This window comes from Tersicoccus sp. Bi-70 (assembly GCF_001968825.1).
GTDB lineage: Bacteria > Actinomycetota > Actinomycetes > Actinomycetales > Micrococcaceae > Tersicoccus.
Genome location: NZ_MIEU01000011.1, coordinates 123,527 through 144,614 on the forward strand (window position 1 = coordinate 123,527; position 21,088 = coordinate 144,614).

The window sequence follows — 21,088 nt, forward strand, 5'->3', positions numbered from 1 at the left end:
GCTCCCCGACGTCGTCTCCCGCTGTCTACTGCTGCCGGTCGGGGCTTCGACTGCCGTCCCGCTGGGCGGGGTGCTTGTCGCTGTGCTTGTCGTCGAGGTGCTCGATCAGCCGATGACGTTCATTCTCCCTCCGCGAGTACGTGGCACTGCGGATCGCTTCCTCGTCGTCGAAGCTGGAGCCGAGCGCGCCCGCGACCGTTCCCAGTGAGCTGGAGAGCCAGGCGAGGTCCAGGTAGTCGGTGAAGTTGACGGGATGGCCGAGCTGGCTGGCGAAGTAGTCTCCGTCGATCACGGCGACGGCGCCCACCAGGAGGATGAGGTAGAGGGTGGCGTACATGATGACGGCGCCCATGCCGATCGTCACCACGGTGAACGCGTTGTAGAGCACCGCGCGGCGGTTCGGCGCCGGCCCGGAGGGCCGCTCCCACAGCGAGTTGTGGACGATGAGCCAGACCACGAAGACGGCCACCGCGAACAGGCTGATGCCGCTCAGCCGCTCGGGGGTGAGGGAGTCCGACATCTGGTAGACGCTCGTGTAGAACACGCCGAACGCGCCGACGGCGGCGGACGCGGCGAGCGCCCCGGACAGCGACGGCAGCAGCCGCCACGGCCGGTTGCTGCGTACCATGCCCGCGAAGAGCTGGAGGTAGCCGCGAAACCCCGTCAGCTCGAAGAGGGAGGACTCCGCGTCCGGCGCGGTGGTGCGGCGGATCGGCGCGAGTCGCGCCTCGACCGGGTTGTTGATGAGGACCGGGTCGGCGACGGCCACGTCATCCGCCAGGACGACCCGCAGCCCTTCCTTCACCACCCGCCGCGCCCGCCGGCGGACCCCGAAGACCCCCAGGGACGGGACGGAGAGCAGGACGATCCGGTTCCCGTGGTCGAAGTCGCCGACCAGGCCCGGGCCCTCGTGCGCCAGGCGCGGAAGATCGGTGAGGTAGACGACGGCGTCCCAGCCGTGCTCGGCACGCAGGGTCGCGCCGGCCTCGCCGAGCGGGATCTCCCCCTTCTCGTTCAGCGGCAGGGAGTCCACGATGCTCTCGACGGCCACCTCGTGCCGGCCCCCGAAGGCCGCCCGCGCCGCTTCCTCCGCCGTCGGAATCAGCGACTCGGCGATCCGGGCAGGGAAGCCCTCGTCGGCGACGATGCCGACGACGAGACGGTCCGTGCCGGACGCGGTGTCCTCACTCATGCGGTCGACTCCACCGCGGCGAGCCGCTGGTCGGGTCGCAGGTCGAAGTGCAGGCAGGTGTCCGGCCCGAGGGGGAAGGTGCGGGACGGGGGCCGGAGCGCACCGTCCAGGCGTTCGGCGCCGGGGAACCGGACACCGGGCACGCCGTCGCCGATGAGCACGGGCGCGATGGTGAGGAACAAGTGGTCGATGGCCCCGGCGGCCAGGAAGCGGGACACGGTCAGCCCGCCGCCCTCGATCAGCACCCGGCCCAGACCGCGCTCGGCCAGCCCGGCGAGGATCGTGGCGGGCGCGAAGCCGTCCTGACCGTCGGCCAGCCGGATCACCGTGACGTGGGCGGCGACGTCGGGGATCGTCGCCTGCGCACCCACCAGCCACAGGGTCGGGGCGGCGGGGTCCCTCAGCACCCGGGCGGCCGGGCTGATCCGCGCCCGCGGGTCGACGACCACCCGCACCGGGTTGGTGCCGGGGACGGAGCGCACGGTCAGCTGGGGGTCGTCGGCGACGACCGTGCCGGCCCCGACGACGACGGCGTCCGCGAGCGCACGCAGCCGGTGCAGGTGCTCGCGGTCCTCGACGGAGGTCAGGTCGGCCCCGTCGCCCCCACGGGCGGCGATGAACCCGTCGGCGCTCTGCCCCATCTGCGCGATGACGACGTGGTCCGACCCGGTGATGTCGCCGTACCGGCCGATCAGCTCGGGATCGGCGGCGGCGGCCGGGTCGTGCCGCATCCGGGCTCGTTTGGTGGCCAGGTACCGCTCGTTCTCGGCGCGGGCGGGCACGGCGAGGTTGTGCCGGCCGACGACCTCGATGCCGAGGGCCTCGAGCGCGAGCTGCTTGGCAGGGTTGCCCGAGAGCAGGCTGATCCGGGTGGCGCCGAGCGAGGCGAGGATCGCGGCGGCCGCGTGATAGGTGCGGGCGTCCTCCTCGTGGCCGAGGGCGAGGTTGGCGTCCACCGTGTCCATCCCGGCGTCCTGCAGTTCGTAGGCGCGCAGCTTCTCCGCCAGCCCGATGCCGCGTCCCTCGTGGCCGCGCAGGTAGACGACGGCGCCGCGGCCCACGGCGGCGATGGTCGCGAGTGCGGCGTCCAGCTGGTCCCCGCAGTCGCAGCGCCAGGAGCCGAACCCGTCGCCGGTGAGGCACTCGGAGTGCACCCGGACCATGGGCGGACCGGCGACGTCGCTGGTCAGGTCGCCCTGGGAGAGCACGACGTGCTCGATGCCGGCGTCGTCGACGAATCCGAGCATGTCGAACACGCCGTGCCGGCAGGGCAGTGAGGTGGTGGCGACCTGGGTCACCACGGACGAGTGGGCGGTCATGGGTGAAGCCTTCCACATCGATCCGGACGGCCCCAAGACGGCCCCGGCGGCCACCCGTGCGCGGGAATTGCGCCGGTCCGGACACTCGCTCCAGCCACTCGTCTCAGACGCCGTCCAGCGCGCCGACGTAGCATGACCGCGTGGACCCGATCCTGGCGATGCTCGAGACGGCGTGGTGGGCGGTGCCGGCCGCGGCGGGGGCCGGCGTCGCCGGCTGGGCCGGGTTGCGGACCCGCCGGACCTCGCGCACGCGGCGCCTCGAGCTCGACGCGGCCCGTTGGGAACTGCGCACAGCCCGGGTGGACGCCGCCCGCTGCCGCGCCGACGTGCAAGCCGCCCGCGCGGAGGTCGCCCGGATGGAGGCCGAACGGCTCAGTGCCCGCGCCTCGGCCGCCGACGTCGCCGCCGCCCGCACCGCGCTGCAGGCCTCGCAGTCCCATCGCCGGGCCGCGGCCGCTCAGGTCAGCGCCCACCGTGCCGACATCCGCGCCGCTCGAGCGGCGCTGCCCGCGGCCCGGGCCGGCAGTGCGCTTCCCCTTCCGCGTCTGGTCAGCGCGCACGACGCCGTGATGGTGCGCTGGATGGCGTACGAGACCGATCCCGCTCAGGCCGTGGCGCATCCCGAGATGACCGATCCGCGCGCGCCGCTGACCGGGGCGTTCCTGCGCGAGCAGGCGTACGCGGGACGGTTGCGGCCGACGTCGCCCGAGACGACGATGACGCCCGCGGAGTTCGCGGCCTACCGGCAGGCCGTCCGGCGCCTCGCGCGGGCGTTCGACGCCGCGGAGCAGAACGCGCTGCGCCGCGCGACCGGCCGCGCGTCGACTGGAGGCGCGTCGCCGGCCCCCGGTGCGTGGAACGATCTCGCGCAGGAGCTGGCGCAGAACGCCCAGCGCGCTGTCGCCCGGTCGGCGGACGCACTCGGCAGCGCGGCCGCGATGGCGGCGACACGCGCCGCCGCGGGCTGGGACCGCCGGCGCCGTCCGGGCGCCTGACGCCCCACCCGTCACGGGCCTTCTCTACGCGCCGTCCAGACCGTCGGCATAGCGGAGCAGCGCGTCCCGGACGAAGGTGGCGTTCTCGACCCCGCCGTAGTTCGCGGCGAAGCGCTCGTCGGCGACGTACATCTCGGCCAGGCCGCGCAGGTAGCCGGCGTCCGGGGCTCCCGTGCACGCGCCGGGCGTGCCCGGGATCGAGGCGAGCCAGGTGGCCTGCCGTGCGGCGAGCGCGCGGGCGATCTCGCCGTCCGGGTCCTCACCGGCGGCTGCGGCGTCCGCCCAGTCCCGCTGCAGCCGCTCGCTGGCCTGCTGCCAGTCCGTCCGCTCCTTCTCGCTCTTCCCCCGCCACCAGGCGTCGGAGCTGCGGTACGCCTCCTGGCCCCAGCGCTCCACGACCTCCTGTCGGTACTGGGTGTGGTCGAATCCGTGCAGTGATTCCTCGGCCATGAGGCCCTCTCCTTCCGCGAGCCGCTGCAGGGTGGCCTGCACGGCGGTGATCTGGTCGTCCAGCCGCTGCTGCTCGAGGCGGAGCCACCGCAGATGTCCGGCCAGGGCCTCGTCCGGGTCGGTCTGCCGGGCCATCACCTCGCGGATCCGGGGCAGGCCGAGCCCGAGCTGGCGGAGCAGCAGGATGCGCTGCAGGGTCAGCAGGCCCGTCTGGTCGTAGTAGCGGTAGCCGTTGGCGCCGACCCGGCTCGGTTCGAGCAGGCCGACGTCCCCGTAGTGGCGCAGCGTGCGGCTGGTGGTGCCGGCCAGTCGCGCGAGCTGGTGGATGGACCATTCCATGACCACCACGCTAGGAGTTGACGCTGCGTCAAGGTCAAGGGGCGGTCTGCGGCGGCAGGATCCTCAGTCGACGGGAAGCGTGAGGTACGCCGTGACGGCGGCGCCGAGGGCCACCGCGTCGTCGACGTGGCACATCTCCCGCGCCGAGTGCATCGACAGGAGCCCGAGGCCGACGTCGACGGTGCGGATGCCGAGCCGGGTGGCCGTCAGCGGTCCGATGGTGGACCCACAGGGCACCCCGTTGTGGGAGACGAAGTCCTGCCAGGGCATGCCGGCGGCGGCGCACGTGCGCGCCCACACGGCCGCGCCGACGGCGTCGGTGGCGTACCGCTGGTTGGCGTTGACCTTCAGCAGCGGACCGCCGCCGGGCCGCGGGCGGTTGACCGGGTCGTGCCGGCCGGGCTGGTTGGGGTGCACGAGGTGCCCGGCGTCCACGGAGAGGCACAGCGACGCGGCGAGCGCCCGGCGCAGGTCGACGGCGTCGCCGCCGAGCCCCGCGGTGACGCGCTCGAGGATGTCGGCCAGCAGCGGACCGGACGCCCCGGACCGGGACTGCGAGCCGAGTTCCTCGTGGTCGAAGGCGGCGAGCACCGGGATCACGGGGCCGTCGCTCGGCGCGGCGATCAGCGCCCGCAGCCCGGCGTGCACGGCGGAGAGGTTGTCCAGCCGGCCGGACGCGAGGAACTCCTCGGCGCCGCCGAAGCGGCGGGGCGGCTGTGTGTCGGCGACGACGATGTCCCAGCCGGCCACGTCGTCCGGATCGATGCCGCTGTCGCGCAGCAGCCGGTCCATCAGGCCTCCGGGATCGCCGGCTCCCCACACGGGCTGCACGCCGGTCTGCCGGTCCAGGGCGAGGCCCTCGTTGACGGTCCGGTCCAGGTGGATGGCCAGTTGCGGGATCCGGGCAACGGGTCCGGTCGCGATCAGGTGCTCGGCGCCGTCGCGCGTGGTGACCCGGCCGGCGAAACACAGTTCCCGGTCCAGCCAGGAGTTCAGCAGCGGGCCGCCGTAGATCTCGACGCCGGCCTGCTGCCAGCCGAGGACCCCGACGTCCGGGTGCGGTTTGAGCATGAAGCCGGGCGAGTCGGTGTGGGCGCCGATGACGCGGAACCCCGTCGTGGAGACGGCACCGTCGGGCACGACCCACGCCACGAGGGCACCGTCCCGGACCACGAGGTAGCGGCCCGGCCCGAGATCGGACCAGTCGTCGCGCTCGTCCAGGGCGGTGAAACCGTACTCCTGGAGCCGCCGTGCGCCCTCGGCGGCCGCGTGGAAGGAGGAGGGAGAAGCGGTGACGAACGCGCTCAGGTCGTCGATGTACTCGTCCACGCTCGGCTGCTCCGTCATGAGGCCAGTCTAGGGAGACGGCCGGACCGGTCGGCGCGGACGGTCAGCCCAGCAGCTCGTCCGGGTAGCACCACAGCCACGCCTCGTTCGGCTCGATGCTGCGCATCACGGGGTGGCCGGTCTCCTCCTGGTGGCGGCGCGCGTGCGTCGCGGGCGAGGAGTCGCAGCAGCCGACATTGCCGCAGGTCAGGCACATGCGTAGGTGGACGGTCGGGGTGCCCTCCCGGTCGCAGTCCAGGCAGTGGTCCGCGTTGGCGTCGGGCTGGTCGCGGTCGCGTGCCTCGTCGAGGTGCTCGCACTCGCCCGCGATGCTGTCCGGGGTGACGACGTCGTCCTCCTCCTCGGTGTCCACCTCCTCGCCGGCGGCGAGCACGACCGCTTCCTCCATGTCGAGCGAGGTCATGACCCGCTGCAGGACGGCGTGGTCGACGCCGCGGTCGGCCCGGATCCGCAGGGCCTCCTCCCGCTCGGCGCGCAGCATCTTGATCCGCAGCGCGCGGAAGGTCTGCGCCGGGGTCTTGTGCGCGGTCTGCGAGCCGAGCGCCTCCCAGGACCGGTTGATGCGGCGCTCGGCCATCCTGCGCAGCTCGTCGACGGTGTCGGGGTCCAGGGCGTGCGCCTCGTCGATCTCGTCGAGGCGTTTCACCCCGGCCTCCATCACCCGCTGCACCGCATGGGCCTCCTGCAGGGCGTCCTCGGAGCGGCCGGGACCCCGCACGCCCACCCACCGGGAGAACGCGGGCAGCAACGACCCCTCGATCATCACGGACCCGACGGCCACGACCATCGCGATCAGCACGAGCACCTCGCGGCGCGGCGTTTCCGGCGGCAGCGCGAACGCGGCGGCCAGGGTCACCACCCCGCGCATGCCGGCGAAGGCCAGGACGGACGACTCGGGGACGCTGAGCGGCCGGCCCTCGGCGCCGCGACCGAGGACGACGGCGTACCGGGTGACGAACACCCAGATGAAACGGAGCGCGACGACGGCCACGAACACCGCGACGCACAGCAGGATGATGTCGAGGGCGCCGATCTGCGTCTCGCCCACCGCCGCGAGGATGGTGGAGAGCTGCAGGCCGATGATCAGGAAGACGAGGTTCTCGAGCAGGAACTGGACGGTGCGCCAGTTGGTGGTCTGGCTGATGCGGCTCAGGGCGTTCTGCTGCATCGGGGAGCGGTGGGCGATGATCAGGCCGGCGACGACGACGGCGAGGACGCCCGAGCCGTGGATCGCCTCGGCCGGTTCGAACGCGAGCCACGGGGTTATCAAGGACAGCCCGGTGTTCACCGAGGGGTTGGCCACGCGCACGTGCACCTGGCCGATCACCCACGCGACGACGACCCCGACGCCCGCGCCGCCGAGGGCGCTGAGCAGGAAGCCGCCGGTGACGGAGCCGAAGGAGGCCGCCCCGGTCATCGCCGAGAGGGCCGTGCCGAAGAGCACCAGCGCTGTGGCGTCGTTGAGCAGGGACTCGCCCTCGAGCATGGTCAGCACGCGCCGGGGCAGGCCGATCGTGCGGCCGATCGCGGAGGCGGACACGGCGTCCGGGGGCGCGACGACGGCGCCGATCGCGAGCGCGGCGGCGAAGCCGACGGGCAGCAGCCACCACACGGTCAGTCCGACACCGAACGCGGTGAACGCGACGAGGCCGACGGAGAGCAGCAGGATGGGCCGGGCCTCGGAGCGCACGTCGAGCAGCGAGACGCCGATCGCGGAGGCATAGAGCAGGGGCGGCAGCAACCCGGTGAGGATGATCTCCGGGTCGATCGGCTCGTGCGGGACGAACGGCAGGAAGGACGCGCCGATGCCGACGACGATGAGCGCGAGCGGGGCAGCGACGCCGAGGCGCCGGGCGAGCGGGGCCACGACGAGCACCGCGGCGATCATGAGGAGAATCCAGATGCCCTCGCCCACGCGCCCTCCTTCCCTCGGTACGCACCAATGCGTCCGGTGCTGATCAGTGTGTGCCGGTCCGCCCGCGGTGGCAGGGCGGTGTCCGGGTCGTGCGTGCGCTCCACGCGCAGGTGAGCAGACGGGTCAGCGCACCGGCCGGTGTCTCCGGGCGCGTGACCCGGTCAGGCGGAGGGAGCGGCGACGGCCTGCTCGATCGGCGTCGACCCGTCCGTGAAGCCGATCGTACGTCCGACGGAGGCCGAGTCGGCCAGGGCGGCGGCGATGACGAGGGCGACGTTGGCGCGTGAGGAGCCAGCACGGTCGGCACGATCCGCCGACGGGTCGACCTCGATGGCGCCCGTCGGCTCGTCCAGGGTCAGCGACCCGGGGGCGACGATGGTCCAGTTCAGGGAGCTCTCGCGCAGGTAGGCGTCCGCAGCGGCCTTGGACTCGGCGTAGGCGAAGAACCCGTCCGACGGGTCGATGCCGTGGTCGGGCCCGGCGCCCAGGTAGGACACCAACACGTAGCGGTGGACGCCGGCCGTGGAGGCGGCGTCGATGGAGCGGATCGCGGCGTCGCGGTCGACGGCGTACGTGCGCTCGGGGCTGCCACCGCCGGCACCGGCGGAGAAGACGACGGCGTCGTGCCCGGAGAGCCGGGTGGCGATCTCGTCCGTGCCGGCCGATTCGAGGTCGAACACGACGGGCGTCGCACCGGTGCCGGCGACCTCGTCGGTGTGCTCCGGGTTGCGGAAGAGCGAGGTGACCTCGTGACCGGCGTCGGTCAGGTCACGGGCGAGCAGGAGGGCGACCTTGCCGTGGCCGCCGAGAATGGCGATGCGGGACATGCTTCTCCTCCGTGTCATCGAGTGGGGGTTCCGCAGGCGGCAACACGGGCCGGGATCATTCGATTCCCGGCCCGTGCTGCTGCGGCGCTCGATGGAGGCGCCTGCCGCCTCAGCGGCTGGGCGTGAGGGTGCCCGCGTCGGGGTCCGGCGTCGCGCTCGAGGACACCGTGTCGTCGAACGGCAGGGCCTCCAGGTCCAGCCGGTCGTTGTCGTGCTGACCGGCGACGAGCTCGGCGGCCTCCTGCTCGGACTGCACGTTCGGCATCGAGCCGAGCATGGGCCGGCCGGCGGTCTCGGGCATCCGCCAGATGGCGATCAGGCCGAGCACGGAGAAGAACATGAGGTACCAGGCCGGCACCATGTCCTGCCCGGTCAGCTGGATCAGGCCCTGCACCAGCAGCGGCGTGGTGCCGCCGAAGATGGCGACGGCGAAGTTGTACGCCACGCCCATCGCTCCGTACCGGCTCGCCGTCGGGAACAGGGCCGGCAGCGAGGAGGCCAGGTTGGCCACGTACGGCATCACGCACAGCGCCACGAGGCACAGGCCGAGGATGGTGGACCACAGCTCGCCGACGGCCAGCAGGCTGAACGCCGGGATCATGAGCACGATGGTCGCGATGGCCGCGGTGGCGAGCACCGGGCGGCGGCCGAACCGGTCGGAGAGCCGGCCGGTCCAGGGGATGCCGGCGGACATCGCGATCAGCACGGGGATGGTCAGCACGGTGCCGTGCAGCGCGTCGTACCCGAGCGTGTCGGTCAGGTAGGTCGGCATGTACGAGGTCAGCGCGTAGCCGACGGTGTTGGCGGCGGCGACGAGGAACATCGCGATGGCCAGCTCGCGCCAGTGGGCGCGGACGATGCCGACGAGGCCGAGTCGCGGCTCGGCCGCGGCGTCACCCGACGAGGACGCGGCCGCCTCGGTCTTCTCACGCAGTGCCTGGCTGGCCTCGAACTGGGGGGACTCCTCGATCTTGAGGCGGAAGTACAGGCCGATGAGGCCGATCGGGCCGGCGATGAGGAACGGCCAGCGCCAGCCGCCGTCGAGCATGCCCTGCTCGCCCAGGGCGATCTGGAAGATCGACACGGTGGCCGCACCGACGGCGAAGCCGAGGTAGCTGCCCACGTCCAGGAGGGACGAGAGGAAGCCGCGGCGGCGGTCGGGGGCGTACTCGGTGACGAAGGTCGTCGCACCGGCGTACTCGCCACCGGTGGAGAAGCCCTGGATCATGCGCATCAGCACGAGCAGGACGGGCGCGAGCACGCCGACCTGCTCGAACGAGGGCAGCAGGCCGATCACGAAGGTGCCGGCGGCCATCATCAGCATGGTCACCGCGAGGGTGCGCTGCCGCCCGATCTTGTCGCCGAGCGGGCCGAACACCAGACCGCCGAGGGGGCGCATCAGGAAGCTGACGGCGAAGGCGGCCAGGGAGGCGAGCAGCTGGGCGCCCGGATCCTCGGCCGGGAAGAACACCTGGCCCATGGTCACCGCGAGGTAGCCGTAGATGCCGAAGTCGTACCACTCCATGGCGTTGCCGACGACGGTGCCGCTGACGGCCTTGCGCAACTGGGGCGGGTCGACGACGTTGACGTCGGCGACGGTCAGCTCCCGGCGCCGGGCGCGACGGCGTCCGGCGCCGCTCTCGGCTGCGTGGTCGGGGCGATGGTCGGACTGCTGGGGACTGCTGGCTTCGGGCGGCATGTTACCTCTCGGGTCGTTGACAAAACCCGTCGAGCCTACCGGGAGGTGGACCGGTCTCCTATTCGAGATGCGGACAGACCCGGTCCGTAGACCCGTGCTGGCGCGGATCAGATCGTGTCGCCGTCCCCTACGCTCGGGGCATGGTGACACAGCCGGAGGGCGACCACACCCCCTCGGACGAACCCGCTGTCGACCGTCCGTTCCTCGAGCTGACCGGCGTCGTGCTCGACAGCGACGATCCCCCGGCGCTGGCGGACTTCTACCACCGGCTGCTGGGGTGGTCCTACGGCAGCCGCGAACCGGAATGGGTGACCCTGCGCTCCCCCTCCGGTGCCGGCCTGTCCTTCCAGTACGAGGCCCACTGGGTGCCGCCGGTCTGGCCCGCCGGCGAGGGCGATCCCGCCATGATGATCCACCTCGACATCGCGGTCCACGACCTCGACGCCGCCGTCGTCTTCGCCGAACGCACCGGGGCACGGGTCGCGGCGTTCCAGCCGCAGGAGGACGTCCGAGTGATGCTCGACCCGGCCGGTCACCCGTTCTGCCTGTTCCTCGACGAGCCGGAACCGGCGCCGGCGTGAGCCCGCGTGCAGGGGCGTCCCCCGGCCTCCGCGCGTCGTCAACAGGTTCCACACCGTCTGTTCTCCACAGGTTGTGCACGATGTGGACAACGTTCCGGGCCGGAACGGGGCGGATTCCGGTGTCGTGCGCCTGGATGGCGGCAGCGTCCCGATCCCGCTCGCCCATCGCTCTCGCGAATCACAGCCGTGTAAGTTCTCCACACTGTGGACAACTCCTGTGGGAAACTGCCGCCTCGATCGTCGCGAGCGCCGACGCGCGTGGAACGTAAGCGCTTTCACCGGGCGTCAGCGCGCCTCTAGCATGGTGCCGTGAACTGGAGCGACTTCGACGCCGTCCTGTTCGACCTCGACGGCGTCCTGACCCCGACCGCGCAGATCCACCGGACCGCGTGGGCCGAGATGTTCGACGCCTTCCTCGAGGGACGTGATCAGCCTCCGTTCTCGGACGCGGACTACTTCGCCCACGTGGACGGGCGTCCGCGTGCCGACGGCGTGCGCGCCTTCCTCGGCTCGCGCGGCATCACGCTGCCCGACGGCGATCCGGACGACCCGGAGGACGCGCCCACCGTCAACGGCCTGGGCAACCGCAAGAACGCCGCCTTCAACGCGGTGCTCGCCCGCGACGGCATCGCCCCCTATCCCGCGTCGGTGCAGCTGCTGGAGGCTCTGCGGAAGCGTGGCACCGCCCTCGCGGTCGTCTCCTCCTCCCGCAACGCCCGGCCCGTGCTCGACGCGGCCGGTATTGCCGGGGACTTCGCGTGCGTGGTCGACGGCCGGGTCGCGGACACGGAGCACCTAGCGGGCAAGCCCGCCCCGGACACCTTCCTGCGCGCCGCCGCGCTGCTCGGCGTCGACCCCACCCGCGCCGTCGTCGTGGAGGACGCCACGTCGGGCGTCGCCGCCGGACGGGCCGGGCACTTCGGACGCGTGATCGGCGTCGACCGCGGCGCCGGCGCGGACGCGCTGACCGACGCGGGTGCCGACGTCGTCGTGACCGAGCTGGACGAGGTGCTGCCGTGAACCCGGGGCACACGCGCGGCGTCGAGGACGGGGCGAACCCGTTCACCGACCCGCTGAACCGGGACCGCTTCCCGGCCGACCCGTGGCGGCTGACGGAGACCTGGCCCACCACGGCCGATCTGCCGCTCACGGAGACCCTCTTCGCCGTCGGCAACGGCTACCTGGGGATGCGGGACAACCCGCCCGAGGGCCGGGACGCGCACACGCACGGCACCTACATCAACGGTTTCCACGAGACGTGGCCCATCCGGCACGCCGAGTCCGCCTACGGCTTCGCGACCACCGGGCAGACGATGGTCAACGTCCCGGACTCGAAGCTGATGAAGCTCTACGTGGACGACGAACCGCTGCTGCTCTCGGTCGCGGACCTGGAACACTACGAGCGGTCGCTGGACTTCCGCGACGGCGTCCTGCGGCGCAACCTCATCTGGCGCACACCGGCGGGCCAGCGCGTCATGGTCGAGTCGACCCGGATGATCTCGCTGGATCAGCGGCACCTGGCGGTGATGACGCTGAAGGTGACGATGCTCGACGGCGACGCCCCGGTGGCCGTCTCCTCGCAGATCCTCAACCGGCAGGACGGCGTCGACGAGTATCACGTGGCGGCGGCCGCGATGGGCGAGGGGACGGACCCCCGCAAGGGTGCCCGGCTGCACACCCGGGTGCTCGAGCCGCGCGGGGACTGGGCCAGCGGGCGGCGGATGATCCTCGGCTACCAGTGCGCGTCGTCGAGGATGACGCTCGCGGTCGGCGCCGATCACCACATCGAGACCGAGAACGAGTTCGAGGAACTCATCAGCACGGAGCCGGACCTGGGGAAGAAGGTCTACCGGATCCACGCCACCGCCGGCCGGCCGATCACCATCACCAAGGCCGTCGCCTACCACTCCTCGCGCGGCGTGCCGGTGCGGGAGCTGTTCGACCGCTGCCGCCGCACCCTGGACCGGTTCCGCGCCGACGGGGCCCAGGTCAGCCGCGACGCGCAGCGCGCGTGGCTGGACCGGTTCTGGGCGGACGCGGACGTGGAGGTGGAGAGCGACGGCGGGCCGGAGGGAGACAGCGACGCGACCCAGCAGGCCATCCGCTGGAACCTGTTCCAACTGGCGCAGGCCTCCGCCCGCGCCGATCAGCTCGGCGTGCCGGCCAAGGGGGTGACGGGCTCCGGCTACGAGGGCCACTACTTCTGGGACACCGAGGTGTACGTCATCCCGTTCCTCTCGTACACCTGTCCCGGCCTGGCCCGGAACGCGCTCCGGTTCCGCGTCAACCAACTGGACAAGGCCCGCGAACGCGCCCGGGAGCTCGCTCAGCGCGGCGCGCTCTACCCGTGGCGGACCATCAACGGCGAGGAGGCGTCCGCGTACTACGCCGCGGGCACCGCGCAGTACCACATCGACGCGGACATCGCCTTTGCCGTCAGCCGCTATGTGGACACCACCGGGGACGTCGCGTTCATGCGCGTCAACGGCATCGACATCCTGGTCGAGACCGCCCGGATGTGGGAGGACCTCGGCTTCTGGCGGGAGAACGAGCACCGCGTCTTCAACATCCACGGGGTCACCGGCCCGGACGAGTACACCACCGTGGTCAACAACAACCTGTTCACCAACGTGATGGCCCGGTACAACCTCGAGCGGGCGGCCGCGGCGGTGCGCACGCTGCGGCAGTCGGACACGGCCGCCTACGAGCGGATGGTGCACCGGCTCGATCTCGACCCCGCCGAGCCGGGGCGGTGGCTGGACTGCGCGGCGCACATGACCATCCCGTACGACGAGGAACTGGGCATCCACCCGCAGGACGAGCACTTCCTCGACCGCGAACTGTGGGATCTGCCGGCCACCCCGGAGGACCGCCGGCCGCTGCTGCTGCACTACCACCCACTGGTGATCTACCGGTTCCAGGTGCTCAAGCAGGCCGACGTCGTGCTCGCCATGTTCCTGCAGGGGCACCGCTTCACCGAGGCGCAGAAGAAGGCGAACTTCGACTACTACGACCCGATCACCACGGGGGACTCGACCCTCTCCGCGGTGGTCCAGTCGATCATCGCCGCGGAGGTCGGCTACGAGCGGTCCGCGCTCGACTACTTCCTGCACGGCCTGTACGTGGACCTGGCCGACCTGCATCGGAACACCGTCGACGGCGTGCACATCGCCTCCGCCGGCGGGGTGTGGAACTGCCTGGTGTACGGGTTCGGCGGCATGATGGACCTGCGCGTGGGCCTGGGCTTCGACCCCCGGCTGCCGGAGTCCTGGTCGAAGCTGACCTTCCGGATCCGCCGGGTCGGGGTGCGGATGCGCGTCGAGGTCGAACAGGAGCAGCTCACCATCTCCATCGAGGAGGGGGCCGGTCCGGTGGACCTGACCGTCCGCGGGGAGCAGCTGCAGGTGACCGAGGACGTCCCGCTCGTCGTCGCGCTGAACGGGCAGGGGCCACGGCACGGACGTGGTCCGCGCACCCCGGTGCTCGGTGGCACGCGCGAGGACGGCTCGGTGATCACCGCCGCCCTGCCCACGGACACCGCTCCTCTGGAGCAGATCCGACCGAACGAGCGGCCGACCCCCGAACGCGCCTGAGGTCCGTCGTCCACACCTGTGGATAAACCTGTGGGCGTGTCGCGCACAGGCGTGGACAACGGCACACCGGCGGGGACACGGCGATCCGTACCGAATGACACCGCTGTGGTTTGTGCACAGTGTGGACGGTCCTGTGGACAACGACGACGGCGGTTCGAGCCGGGAACGCCGAACGCCCCCGGCAGCAGCCGGGGGCGTGGATGGATCTCGGATCGATGGGTTCGAACCGGCGGACTCAGGCGAGCCCGGGGGCGAGGGCCAGCCGGAGCAGGGTCAGGGCGACCAGCAGCACGAGTACGCCGGCCAGCCCGAGCCAATGCACACGGGCGCGCCTGGGCCCGCGTGGCGCCCACACCAGCGGGACGGCCGCCAGTGCGCCGGTGAGCAGGCCGCCGAGGTGGGCCTGCCAGGAGATCGAGGTGTAGAAGAAACCGAGCGCCGCGTTGATGGCGAGCACGATCAGCAGGCCCTTCGTGTCCGCGCCGATGCGGCGCTGGATCACGAACAGGGCGCCGAAGAGGCCGAAGATGGCACCGGACGCGCCGACCACCAGGACCAGCGGATCGCTGAGCCAGAGCACGCCGACGCCGCCGCCGATCAGGGCCAGCCCGTAGACGGCGAGGAAGCGGGCGCGGCCGAGCGCCGGCTCGAGGGTCTGGCCGAGCGCCCACAGCGCGTACATGTTGAAGAGGATGTGGAGAAGCAGGCCCGGCGAGTGCAGGAACCCGCTGGTGATCATCCGCCACGGCTCGCTGGCCGTGAGCACGGGCGCGTACCCGAACTGATAGGTCAGGCCCGGGAGCAGGTACTGCAGGAGGAAGACGACGACGCAGACGCCGATCAGGCTCCACGTCACCACGGGCCGCCCCTCCCGCACCGCACCGCCGAAGGACGTGCGCGGGGTCGGGGTGGCGGCCGCCTGCTCGGCGACGCAGTCGACGCACTGGACACCGACGGCGGCGGGACGCTGGCACTGGGCGCATGCGGGTCGCCCGCAGCGCTGACAGCGCACGTACGACACGGCGTCCGGGTGCCGAGGGCACCGCGGCTCCGTGTCGGTCCCGCCGACCGCCGGTTGTCCGAAGCTCATCGTCGCGTCGTCCTCAGGCCGGACTCAGACGTCCTCGACATCGATGCTGGTGATGCTGACGTCGTCGACCGGCTTGTCGCCCCGGTCCGTGGCCACGTTGTTGAGCTTGTCGACGACGGCACGGGAGTCCGCGTCGGTGACCTCACCGAAGATGGTGTGCTTGCCCTGCAGCCAGGTGGTGGGCACGGTGGTGATGAAGAACTGCGAGCCGTTGGTGCCGTGGCCGCCGCGCTTGCCCGCGTTCGCCATCGCCAGCTTGTAGGGCTGGGTGAAGTCGAGGTCGGGGGCGATCTCGTCGTCGAACTCGTAGCCGGGGCCGCCGACGCCGCGGCCGAGCGGGTCGCCACCCTGGATCATGAAGTCCTTGATGATGCGGTGGAAGATCACGCCGTCGTACAGCGGGTCGGTGGTCTTCTCGCCGGTGGCCGGGTGGGTCCACTCGCGCTTGCCGGTGGCCAGCTCGACGAAGTTCGCCACGGTCTTCGGGGCGTGGTTGCCGAAGAGCTCGACGACGATGTCGCCCTGGGTGGTGTGGATGGTCGCCTTCTGCGTTGCCTGTGCACTCATGGGCCCGATTGTTCCATGCGGCACTGACAGGATCCCGGTCAGGACGGCTCTCACGGCCCCGTTCAGCGGACAGTGAAACGGCGTCCGCGGCCGATAGTGCGAGTCTGACGCGACCCCGTAGGCTAGGGGCGGACAACCACACCCTTTGACGGAGGTAGATGTGAGCAAGAAGGTCAAATCCCCCGAGGGCGCCCTGGAGTGGGCGGTCTCCCGCGTGCAGGCGGGGATCGACACCGCCTCGCCCGCCGTCCAGAATGCTGCCCGCCGCGCGGGTCACGAGCTGGCCGACGGTGTCGCCACCCTGACGCCGAAGCTGCAGCACGGCCTCGACGCTGCCGGTCCGCGCATCTCCAAGGCCATGGACAACGCCGGCCCCGCCCTGCAGAAGCAGCTGGACCGGGCGACCCCCGCGCTGAACACCGCGCGCGACAAGGTGGTCGACCAGTACATCCCGGCCGCGCAGCTGAAGATCGGCGACATCGCCGCGCAGGTGGCCAGGAAGCTGGGCGGCGTGGAGACGCCGGAGCAGCTCGACTTCATCGTGGCGAAGATCACCGGTGACAAGAAGGCCGTCAAGAAGGCGCAGAAGGCCCTGGTCGACGCTGCCAAGACGACGTCGAAGAACGCCCGGCGCTCCAGCGGCAAGACGGGCAAGGGCTGGCTCGTCCTCGGCGCCATCACCGCCGCCGGCGTCGCGGGCTTCTCGGCCTGGCGCGCGTCCAAGCCGGTCGAGGACCCGTGGAAGACGCCGCAGCCGACCGCCCCGCGCGTGACCACCACGGTCTCCGGTGGCGACGGCAAGCACGTGGCGGACACCGCCCCGACGGCCCCGGCCGCGGGCGCGCAGGTGCCGCCGAGCAACCCGAGCGCGCCGCAGGCGTGACGCCGTAGCTCCAACGAGAAGGGCCCGGTGACTATCACGGTCACCGGGCCCTTCTGTGTCTCCTGCGGCATCGGTCGCGCGTCGTACCATGACGAATGCGCGGTCGCGATGCACGGTCGAGAGTCCCTGCGGTCTCGGCTGGACCTTCGTGGTCCTGTCGGCGGAAGTGTGCCTGGACTAGTCAGGGAAGCCACGAGCGCCCTGAAGGTGGCCGACAACGCCTTCGCGAAACCGTGAGCACCGTCCACTTCAGCACGTCCAGCAGCGTGCGCAGAGCCTTCCCCGGCAACGCCCTCCGACAGAACGAGACAGAGTGACCGCTTACGAAGACGTACTCGACTGGATCGCTACCCGACCTTGGTGGCAGCAGCGCGCCTTGGCGCGCATCGCGAGCGGTGAAACGATCGGCGAGATCGAGTACGAGGAGATCGCCAAGAGCCTGTTCGAGAAGCCGCCCGCTGGTCCGGAGGGGGGCTGGCTCGCGTCGGTCACCGCTCCTCAGAGCACGAATGACGAGCCGGTGCGGATCCTCTCCGTTAGAGGCGTGTCTAATGTCAATCGGCTCGCTGAGAATCAGGAGCTCACGTTCGCGCCTGAAGGCCTGACCGTCGTGTACGGCAACAACGGCAGCGGGAAGTCTGGGTACGCGCGCATCCTGCAGTCCATGGTGCGCGCCCGCCACCGGGCCGACATCCTCCCTGACGTCTTCGCTGAGTCCCCGGGGGAGCAGTCGGGCGAGGTGACATTCCTCGTCTCGGCGACCGAGTTCACCTCGTCCCTCGGGTCCACCGCCGATCCTGCTCTCGGGCGCGTCGCCCTCTATGACGAGCACTGCGGAGACACGTACCTCAACTCGGAAGCAGAGATCTCCTACCGGCCTTCTGCGGTGCAACTTCTTGACGACCTCTCGACAGTGACCGCCGGCGTGCGACGTGTCATCGACGGATGGAAGACCGGGAAGGGCGCGCCCGGAACTCTCCCCGTCGTCGACGATCGCGGATCGGCGGCGACATTCCTGAGCGCTCTCACGACCAAGACGACGGACGCAGAGATCGACGCGGCCACCGCTTGCCCTCACGACGTCGACCAGAAGCTGAGCAATCAGGTCGAGGAAGTGGCTCGGCTCCGGACCGCTGATCCTCGGCAGGAGAAGCAGAAGCTGATCCGCGCGGCCGATGCGCTTAATCGGGTCGCGAGTCACCTCGCCGGCCTCGACAGCTCGTTCGGTTCCGCGGTGCACGAGAAGCTCAAAGCGCTGCGCGCGAGCGCGAAGTCGGCCCAGGAAGCGGCGGACGCGGCTTCCTTGACCACGTTCGGAGACGAGCCACTCGCCGCCATCGGATCGCCGGTCTGGAAAGCGCTGTGGCAAGCGGCGGAAGATTACTCGCGCGTCGTCTACCCGGAACACGACTTCCCGCATTCAGACGACGGAGCAGTCTGCGTGCTATGCCAGCAGTCCCTCAACGGAGGAGGGGCGGCGCGGCTGAAGCGGTTTCACAAGTTCGTCTCGGACGCGACAGCTAGAGACGCCGAGTCGGCCAAGAAGGCGCTCGAAGCGTTCGTCGCGGCTCTCGGCCGGCAGCCGGTCGAGAGCCAAACCGTGGCGGTCGCCATCGCCTCGTTCGATCAGTCTGAACCGGGATTCGCCAAGCGGGTCCAGAGGCTGTTCGACGCATTCCGTGCGCGTCAGGCAGCCATGATCGCCGATGAGCAGCCGGCGGACGTAAGCGTCGCAGCGGAGGTCGCCACGCTTGCCGCCCAGGAGAGGGGCCTCCGCGACCAGGCCGGCTCCATCGATGCCGCTGATTTCGCCGGACGTCTCGCTCAGGCGCAGACTGAAGAGAACCGGCTGCGCGACCAGATTGCGATGCGGGAGGGGAGGCCCCTGATCGAGTCGGAACGCGCCCGCCTGCTCGAGTTAGCGGTGCTCAGTGACAAATTCTCCGAGACAAACACGCGCGCAATCACCGACAAGGTGGGCGAGCTGACGAGGAAGTACGTGACCGAAGAAGCCCGAGACCGCTTCACTCGCGAGACAGACCGGCTCGAACTGGAGCGGGTCACCTTCAAGGCAACCAGGTCGCGCCAAGGGATGGGCCTGCTTCACAAGGCCGACTTCTTGAACGCGCGTGCGGGCGCGCGCCTCGGCGACGTACTTTCCGAGGGCGAACAGACGGCGCTCGGCTTCGCAGGGTTCCTCACCGAAGTACACTTCGACACCAGCAAGTCGGCGCTGGTGTTCGACGACCCCGTGTCCTCGCTCGACCATATGCGGCGAGAGGCGGTCGCCAACCGGATCGTCGACCTGGCGGGAGAACGGCAGGTCATCGTCTTCACGCATGACATCGCCTTCACGATGGTCCTTCGAAAGACAGCAGAAGCAGCGGACGTCCCCTTCGCGACCCGCGGCATCGAACGCAAGCGAAAGATTGGCCCCGGCTTCACCACTCTCAAACATCCCTGGACGGCGCAGGACGCCGCGCAACGCGTGGAGACTCTGAGGCAAGAAGTCGCTTCGCTGCGCCGTCACGAGGAAGGCATGTCCGATCCGGACTACCAGCGCGCCACCGAGGAGATTGCGGGTCACATGTCCCAGACATGGGAACGCATTATTAGCCAAGTGCTGGCCGAACCGCTTGTGGACTATCGAGCCCTGGAAGTCCGCGTGGGGAAATTGAGGGTGATCGGACGAGTCACTACTAACGACATCAAAACGTACGACGATTCCTACAGCAGGATTTCTGGTTGGGCTTCCCGTCACGATCCTCACCCCGAACTGAACTACACGCCACCATCGGTGGACACCCTCACTGCCGAGATCGACGTGCTCGATGAGTGGCTGAAGAGCGTCAAGAGATACCAGGCGAGCTGACGTGAGTGGGTGCGCACCCGCCAGCGGCGTCCCGGCACTACGTCCTCCGGTTCAACGCGTAGACGCAGGCGTCTTGTAACGAGGCTGGCGTCGCCTGGTTAGCTCCCGTACTCGTCGTCTGGCGTGAAGCCTCCTAAAGCCGCCGGCGTCGCGGGCGTCTCCGCCTGGCGCGCTTCCAAGCCGGTCGAGGACCCACGGAAGACCGCGCAGCCTGCCTCCCCGCGGGTGACCACCACGGTCTCCGGCGGCGACCGCAAGCACATGGCGGACACCGCCTCCACCATCCCGGCGGCTCCGGCCCCAGGCGCTCAGGCGCCGACCTCGGGCACGACGGGCACCTTGCAGTCCTGACACCGTGGCTGTAGGAGAAGGGCCGACACACACAGCTATGACTTCGGGGCACTCCGCTCGTTCTTCCCGACTGTCGTCGGTCGGACGACAGTGGACTTCGTGACTCGCGACCCCGACGTGCTCTTCAGCACCCCGTACCCGCCTGAGGTCTTGACGACTTGCCAACTACCTTGCTTCGCCATATGTCCCACTCTACGCGCCACAGAGGACAATCGAACGGAGCACCGTCAGTGCCCCGTCGCGTCTTGGTCCTGGCCGATCTCGAATGCGATCGACATCATCTCCGCCGTCAGCTCCACAAGAGCGACATCTCCTTCGTCAAACGCCTTGGGTGTCGGCGCATCGAGCGTTACCATCCCGTACACTCCCGTCTCAGTCCATATCGGCGCGGCAACAAACGTCCTATATCCCGCCATTGACCCGTCGTAACCATTCGGCTTCTTCTTATTCAAGTCAGCGAAGTGCATTGTCTTTCGCCTGTTGAGGAACTGGAGAGCGAAATCTCCTCTAGGTGTCCCCGCCCTAAAGGGACCCGGACGTTCCCCCCGTCCGCTGTGGCCAACAGGGTCCATGATCACAGGGTTCGCATCAGCGTCTAGCATATAGACAACTGCACGTGGTCGAGCCACGTGCTCACCCACCAGGTTTCGAAGAGCATTTGCCGCTGTCTTCGATACGGCCATTAAATACGCAAGTCGAACAGAGTGCGGCTGAATGGCCATTTCAGCCATGGTAGATGCAAACGGCATCAACTCATCCTTCAGTCTAACGACTTGAGTCCGCTTCGCGTCGTCAGCTAATACGCCTCGCTTGAAGTCGACAATCTTTGCGGCCGCCGTAATGCCAACTGCGATGACAAGCGCTAAACAGCCAAGCCAGTAAAGCTGAACCTGGCGCTCTCCCGATTCTCGAACTCCCCACGAAATCAGCTGAGCGCCACCAAAGGTGCCGAGCAGTGGGAGGACCACGGATACCACGTCCCACACCCACCCGCGGGGTCTCTTCTTAGGCACAGGCGGATTCTATGCCCTCGAGTCCAGATCACGGTCGAGCCATGCGCATCCAATT

At 70.2% G+C, this 21,088-nt stretch carries 17 protein-coding genes; 7 read left to right on the forward strand and 10 right to left on the reverse strand.

Going from position 1 to position 21,088, the window contains the following annotated elements; all coding sequences use genetic code 11:
* Positions 1-25: 25 nt before the first annotated feature.
* Both BGP79_RS07100 and ribA read right to left on the reverse strand, forming a co-directional pair.
* Complete coding sequence (locus BGP79_RS07100; RefSeq protein WP_076694135.1) at positions 26-1,192, reverse strand: hypothetical protein; 1,167 nt, start codon at positions 1,190-1,192, stop codon at positions 26-28.
* Entirely contained in the window at positions 1,189-2,511 is a 1,323-nt protein-coding gene (gene ribA, locus BGP79_RS07105; RefSeq protein WP_076694137.1) for a GTP cyclohydrolase II RibA, read from the reverse strand. The genes BGP79_RS07100 and ribA overlap by 4 nt, the downstream gene beginning before the upstream one ends.
* Positions 2,512-2,651: 140 nt before the next feature.
* On the opposite strand from ribA, the gene BGP79_RS07110 reads away from it, so the two are divergent.
* Entirely contained in the window at positions 2,652-3,506 is an 855-nt protein-coding gene (locus BGP79_RS07110; protein WP_083701668.1) for a hypothetical protein, read from the forward strand.
* Between the two features lie 24 nt (positions 3,507-3,530).
* Here BGP79_RS07110 and BGP79_RS07115 read toward each other — a convergent pair whose 3' ends face one another.
* The 5 genes from BGP79_RS07115 to BGP79_RS07135 all read right to left on the reverse strand — a co-directional run bounded on the left by BGP79_RS07115 (position 3,531) and on the right by BGP79_RS07135 (position 10,083).
* Positions 3,531-4,295 (reverse strand): TipAS antibiotic-recognition domain-containing protein, encoded by a 765-nt coding sequence (locus tag BGP79_RS07115; RefSeq protein ID WP_076694716.1) that lies wholly within the window; start codon positions 4,293-4,295, stop codon positions 3,531-3,533.
* Between the two features lie 63 nt (positions 4,296-4,358).
* Positions 4,359-5,642, reverse strand: coding sequence for a M18 family aminopeptidase (locus tag BGP79_RS07120; RefSeq protein ID WP_076694139.1), 1,284 nt, complete (start codon positions 5,640-5,642; stop codon positions 4,359-4,361).
* Positions 5,643-5,685: 43 nt separating this feature from the next.
* Positions 5,686-7,557 (reverse strand): Na+/H+ antiporter, encoded by a 1,872-nt coding sequence (locus BGP79_RS07125; RefSeq protein ID WP_143588335.1) that lies wholly within the window; start codon positions 7,555-7,557, stop codon positions 5,686-5,688.
* 161 nt (positions 7,558-7,718) lie between these two features.
* Positions 7,719-8,384 carry an SDR family oxidoreductase gene (locus BGP79_RS07130; protein WP_076694141.1) on the reverse strand — a complete coding sequence of 222 codons (666 nt, stop codon included), beginning with the start codon at positions 8,382-8,384 and terminating at the stop codon, positions 7,719-7,721.
* Between the two features lie 109 nt (positions 8,385-8,493).
* Positions 8,494-10,083, reverse strand: a complete 1,590-nt coding sequence (locus BGP79_RS07135) for an MFS transporter (protein ID WP_076694143.1) — start codon at positions 10,081-10,083, stop codon at positions 8,494-8,496.
* 140 nt (positions 10,084-10,223) lie between these two features.
* Here BGP79_RS07135 and BGP79_RS07140 point away from each other — a divergent pair, with 140 nt between their 5' ends.
* The 3 genes from BGP79_RS07140 (at position 10,224) to BGP79_RS07150 (ending at position 14,257) form a co-directional block, all read left to right on the forward strand.
* Positions 10,224-10,664: a VOC family protein gene (locus BGP79_RS07140; protein ID WP_076694145.1), complete on the forward strand. Its 441-nt coding sequence runs from the start codon at positions 10,224-10,226 to the stop codon at positions 10,662-10,664.
* A 309-nt stretch (positions 10,665-10,973) separates the two neighbouring features.
* Complete coding sequence (locus BGP79_RS07145; protein ID WP_076694147.1) at positions 10,974-11,684, forward strand: HAD family phosphatase; 711 nt, start codon at positions 10,974-10,976, stop codon at positions 11,682-11,684.
* Positions 11,681-14,257: a glycoside hydrolase family 65 protein gene (locus BGP79_RS07150; protein ID WP_076694149.1), complete on the forward strand. Its 2,577-nt coding sequence runs from the start codon at positions 11,681-11,683 to the stop codon at positions 14,255-14,257. Before BGP79_RS07145 ends, BGP79_RS07150 begins: the two co-directional genes overlap by 4 nt.
* 235 nt (positions 14,258-14,492) lie before the next feature.
* Here the strand turns inward: BGP79_RS07150 and BGP79_RS07155 are convergent, their stop codons facing one another.
* On the reverse strand, positions 14,493-15,278 hold the full coding sequence (locus BGP79_RS07155) for a rhomboid family intramembrane serine protease (protein ID WP_369800173.1): 786 nt from the start codon (positions 15,276-15,278) through the stop codon (positions 14,493-14,495).
* Positions 15,279-15,371: 93 nt separating this feature from the next.
* Complete coding sequence (locus tag BGP79_RS07160) at positions 15,372-15,914, reverse strand: peptidylprolyl isomerase (RefSeq protein ID WP_076694152.1); 543 nt, start codon at positions 15,912-15,914, stop codon at positions 15,372-15,374.
* 160 nt (positions 15,915-16,074) lie between these two features.
* Between BGP79_RS07160 and BGP79_RS07165 the strand changes: the two genes are divergently transcribed.
* From BGP79_RS07165 to BGP79_RS16395, 3 genes are all read left to right on the forward strand, one after another.
* Positions 16,075-16,797 (forward strand): hypothetical protein, encoded by a 723-nt coding sequence (locus BGP79_RS07165; RefSeq protein ID WP_076694154.1) that lies wholly within the window; start codon positions 16,075-16,077, stop codon positions 16,795-16,797.
* 313 nt (positions 16,798-17,110) lie between these two features.
* Positions 17,111-19,669 carry an AAA family ATPase gene (locus BGP79_RS07170; RefSeq protein ID WP_076694156.1) on the forward strand — a complete coding sequence of 853 codons (2,559 nt, stop codon included), beginning with the start codon at positions 17,111-17,113 and terminating at the stop codon, positions 19,667-19,669.
* A gap of 123 nt (positions 19,670-19,792) precedes the next feature.
* Positions 19,793-20,020, forward strand: a complete 228-nt coding sequence (locus BGP79_RS16395) for a hypothetical protein (protein WP_143588336.1) — start codon at positions 19,793-19,795, stop codon at positions 20,018-20,020.
* Between the two features lie 227 nt (positions 20,021-20,247).
* Here BGP79_RS16395 and BGP79_RS07180 read toward each other — a convergent pair whose 3' ends face one another.
* Positions 20,248-21,033 carry a GAF domain-containing protein gene (locus BGP79_RS07180; RefSeq protein ID WP_143588337.1) on the reverse strand — a complete coding sequence of 262 codons (786 nt, stop codon included), beginning with the start codon at positions 21,031-21,033 and terminating at the stop codon, positions 20,248-20,250.
* Between the last annotated feature and the right edge of the window lie 55 nt (positions 21,034-21,088).

Coding starts and splice junctions, on each gene's coding strand:
- BGP79_RS07130 (WP_076694141.1), bottom strand. CDS start 8,384: ATGTCCCGCATCGCCATTCTCGGCGGCCACGGCAAGGTCGCCCTCCTG.
- BGP79_RS07115 (WP_076694716.1), bottom strand. CDS start 4,295: ATGGAATGGTCCATCCACCAGCTCGCGCGACTGGCCGGCACCACCAGC.
- BGP79_RS07140 (WP_076694145.1), top strand. CDS start 10,224: ATGGTGACACAGCCGGAGGGCGACCACACCCCCTCGGACGAACCCGCT.
- BGP79_RS07100 (WP_076694135.1), bottom strand. CDS start 1,192: ATGAGTGAGGACACCGCGTCCGGCACGGACCGTCTCGTCGTCGGCATC.
- BGP79_RS07160 (WP_076694152.1), bottom strand. CDS start 15,914: ATGAGTGCACAGGCAACGCAGAAGGCGACCATCCACACCACCCAGGGC.
- BGP79_RS07135 (WP_076694143.1), bottom strand. CDS start 10,083: ATGCCGCCCGAAGCCAGCAGTCCCCAGCAGTCCGACCATCGCCCCGAC.
- BGP79_RS07120 (WP_076694139.1), bottom strand. CDS start 5,642: ATGACGGAGCAGCCGAGCGTGGACGAGTACATCGACGACCTGAGCGCG.
- ribA (WP_076694137.1), bottom strand. CDS start 2,511: ATGACCGCCCACTCGTCCGTGGTGACCCAGGTCGCCACCACCTCACTG.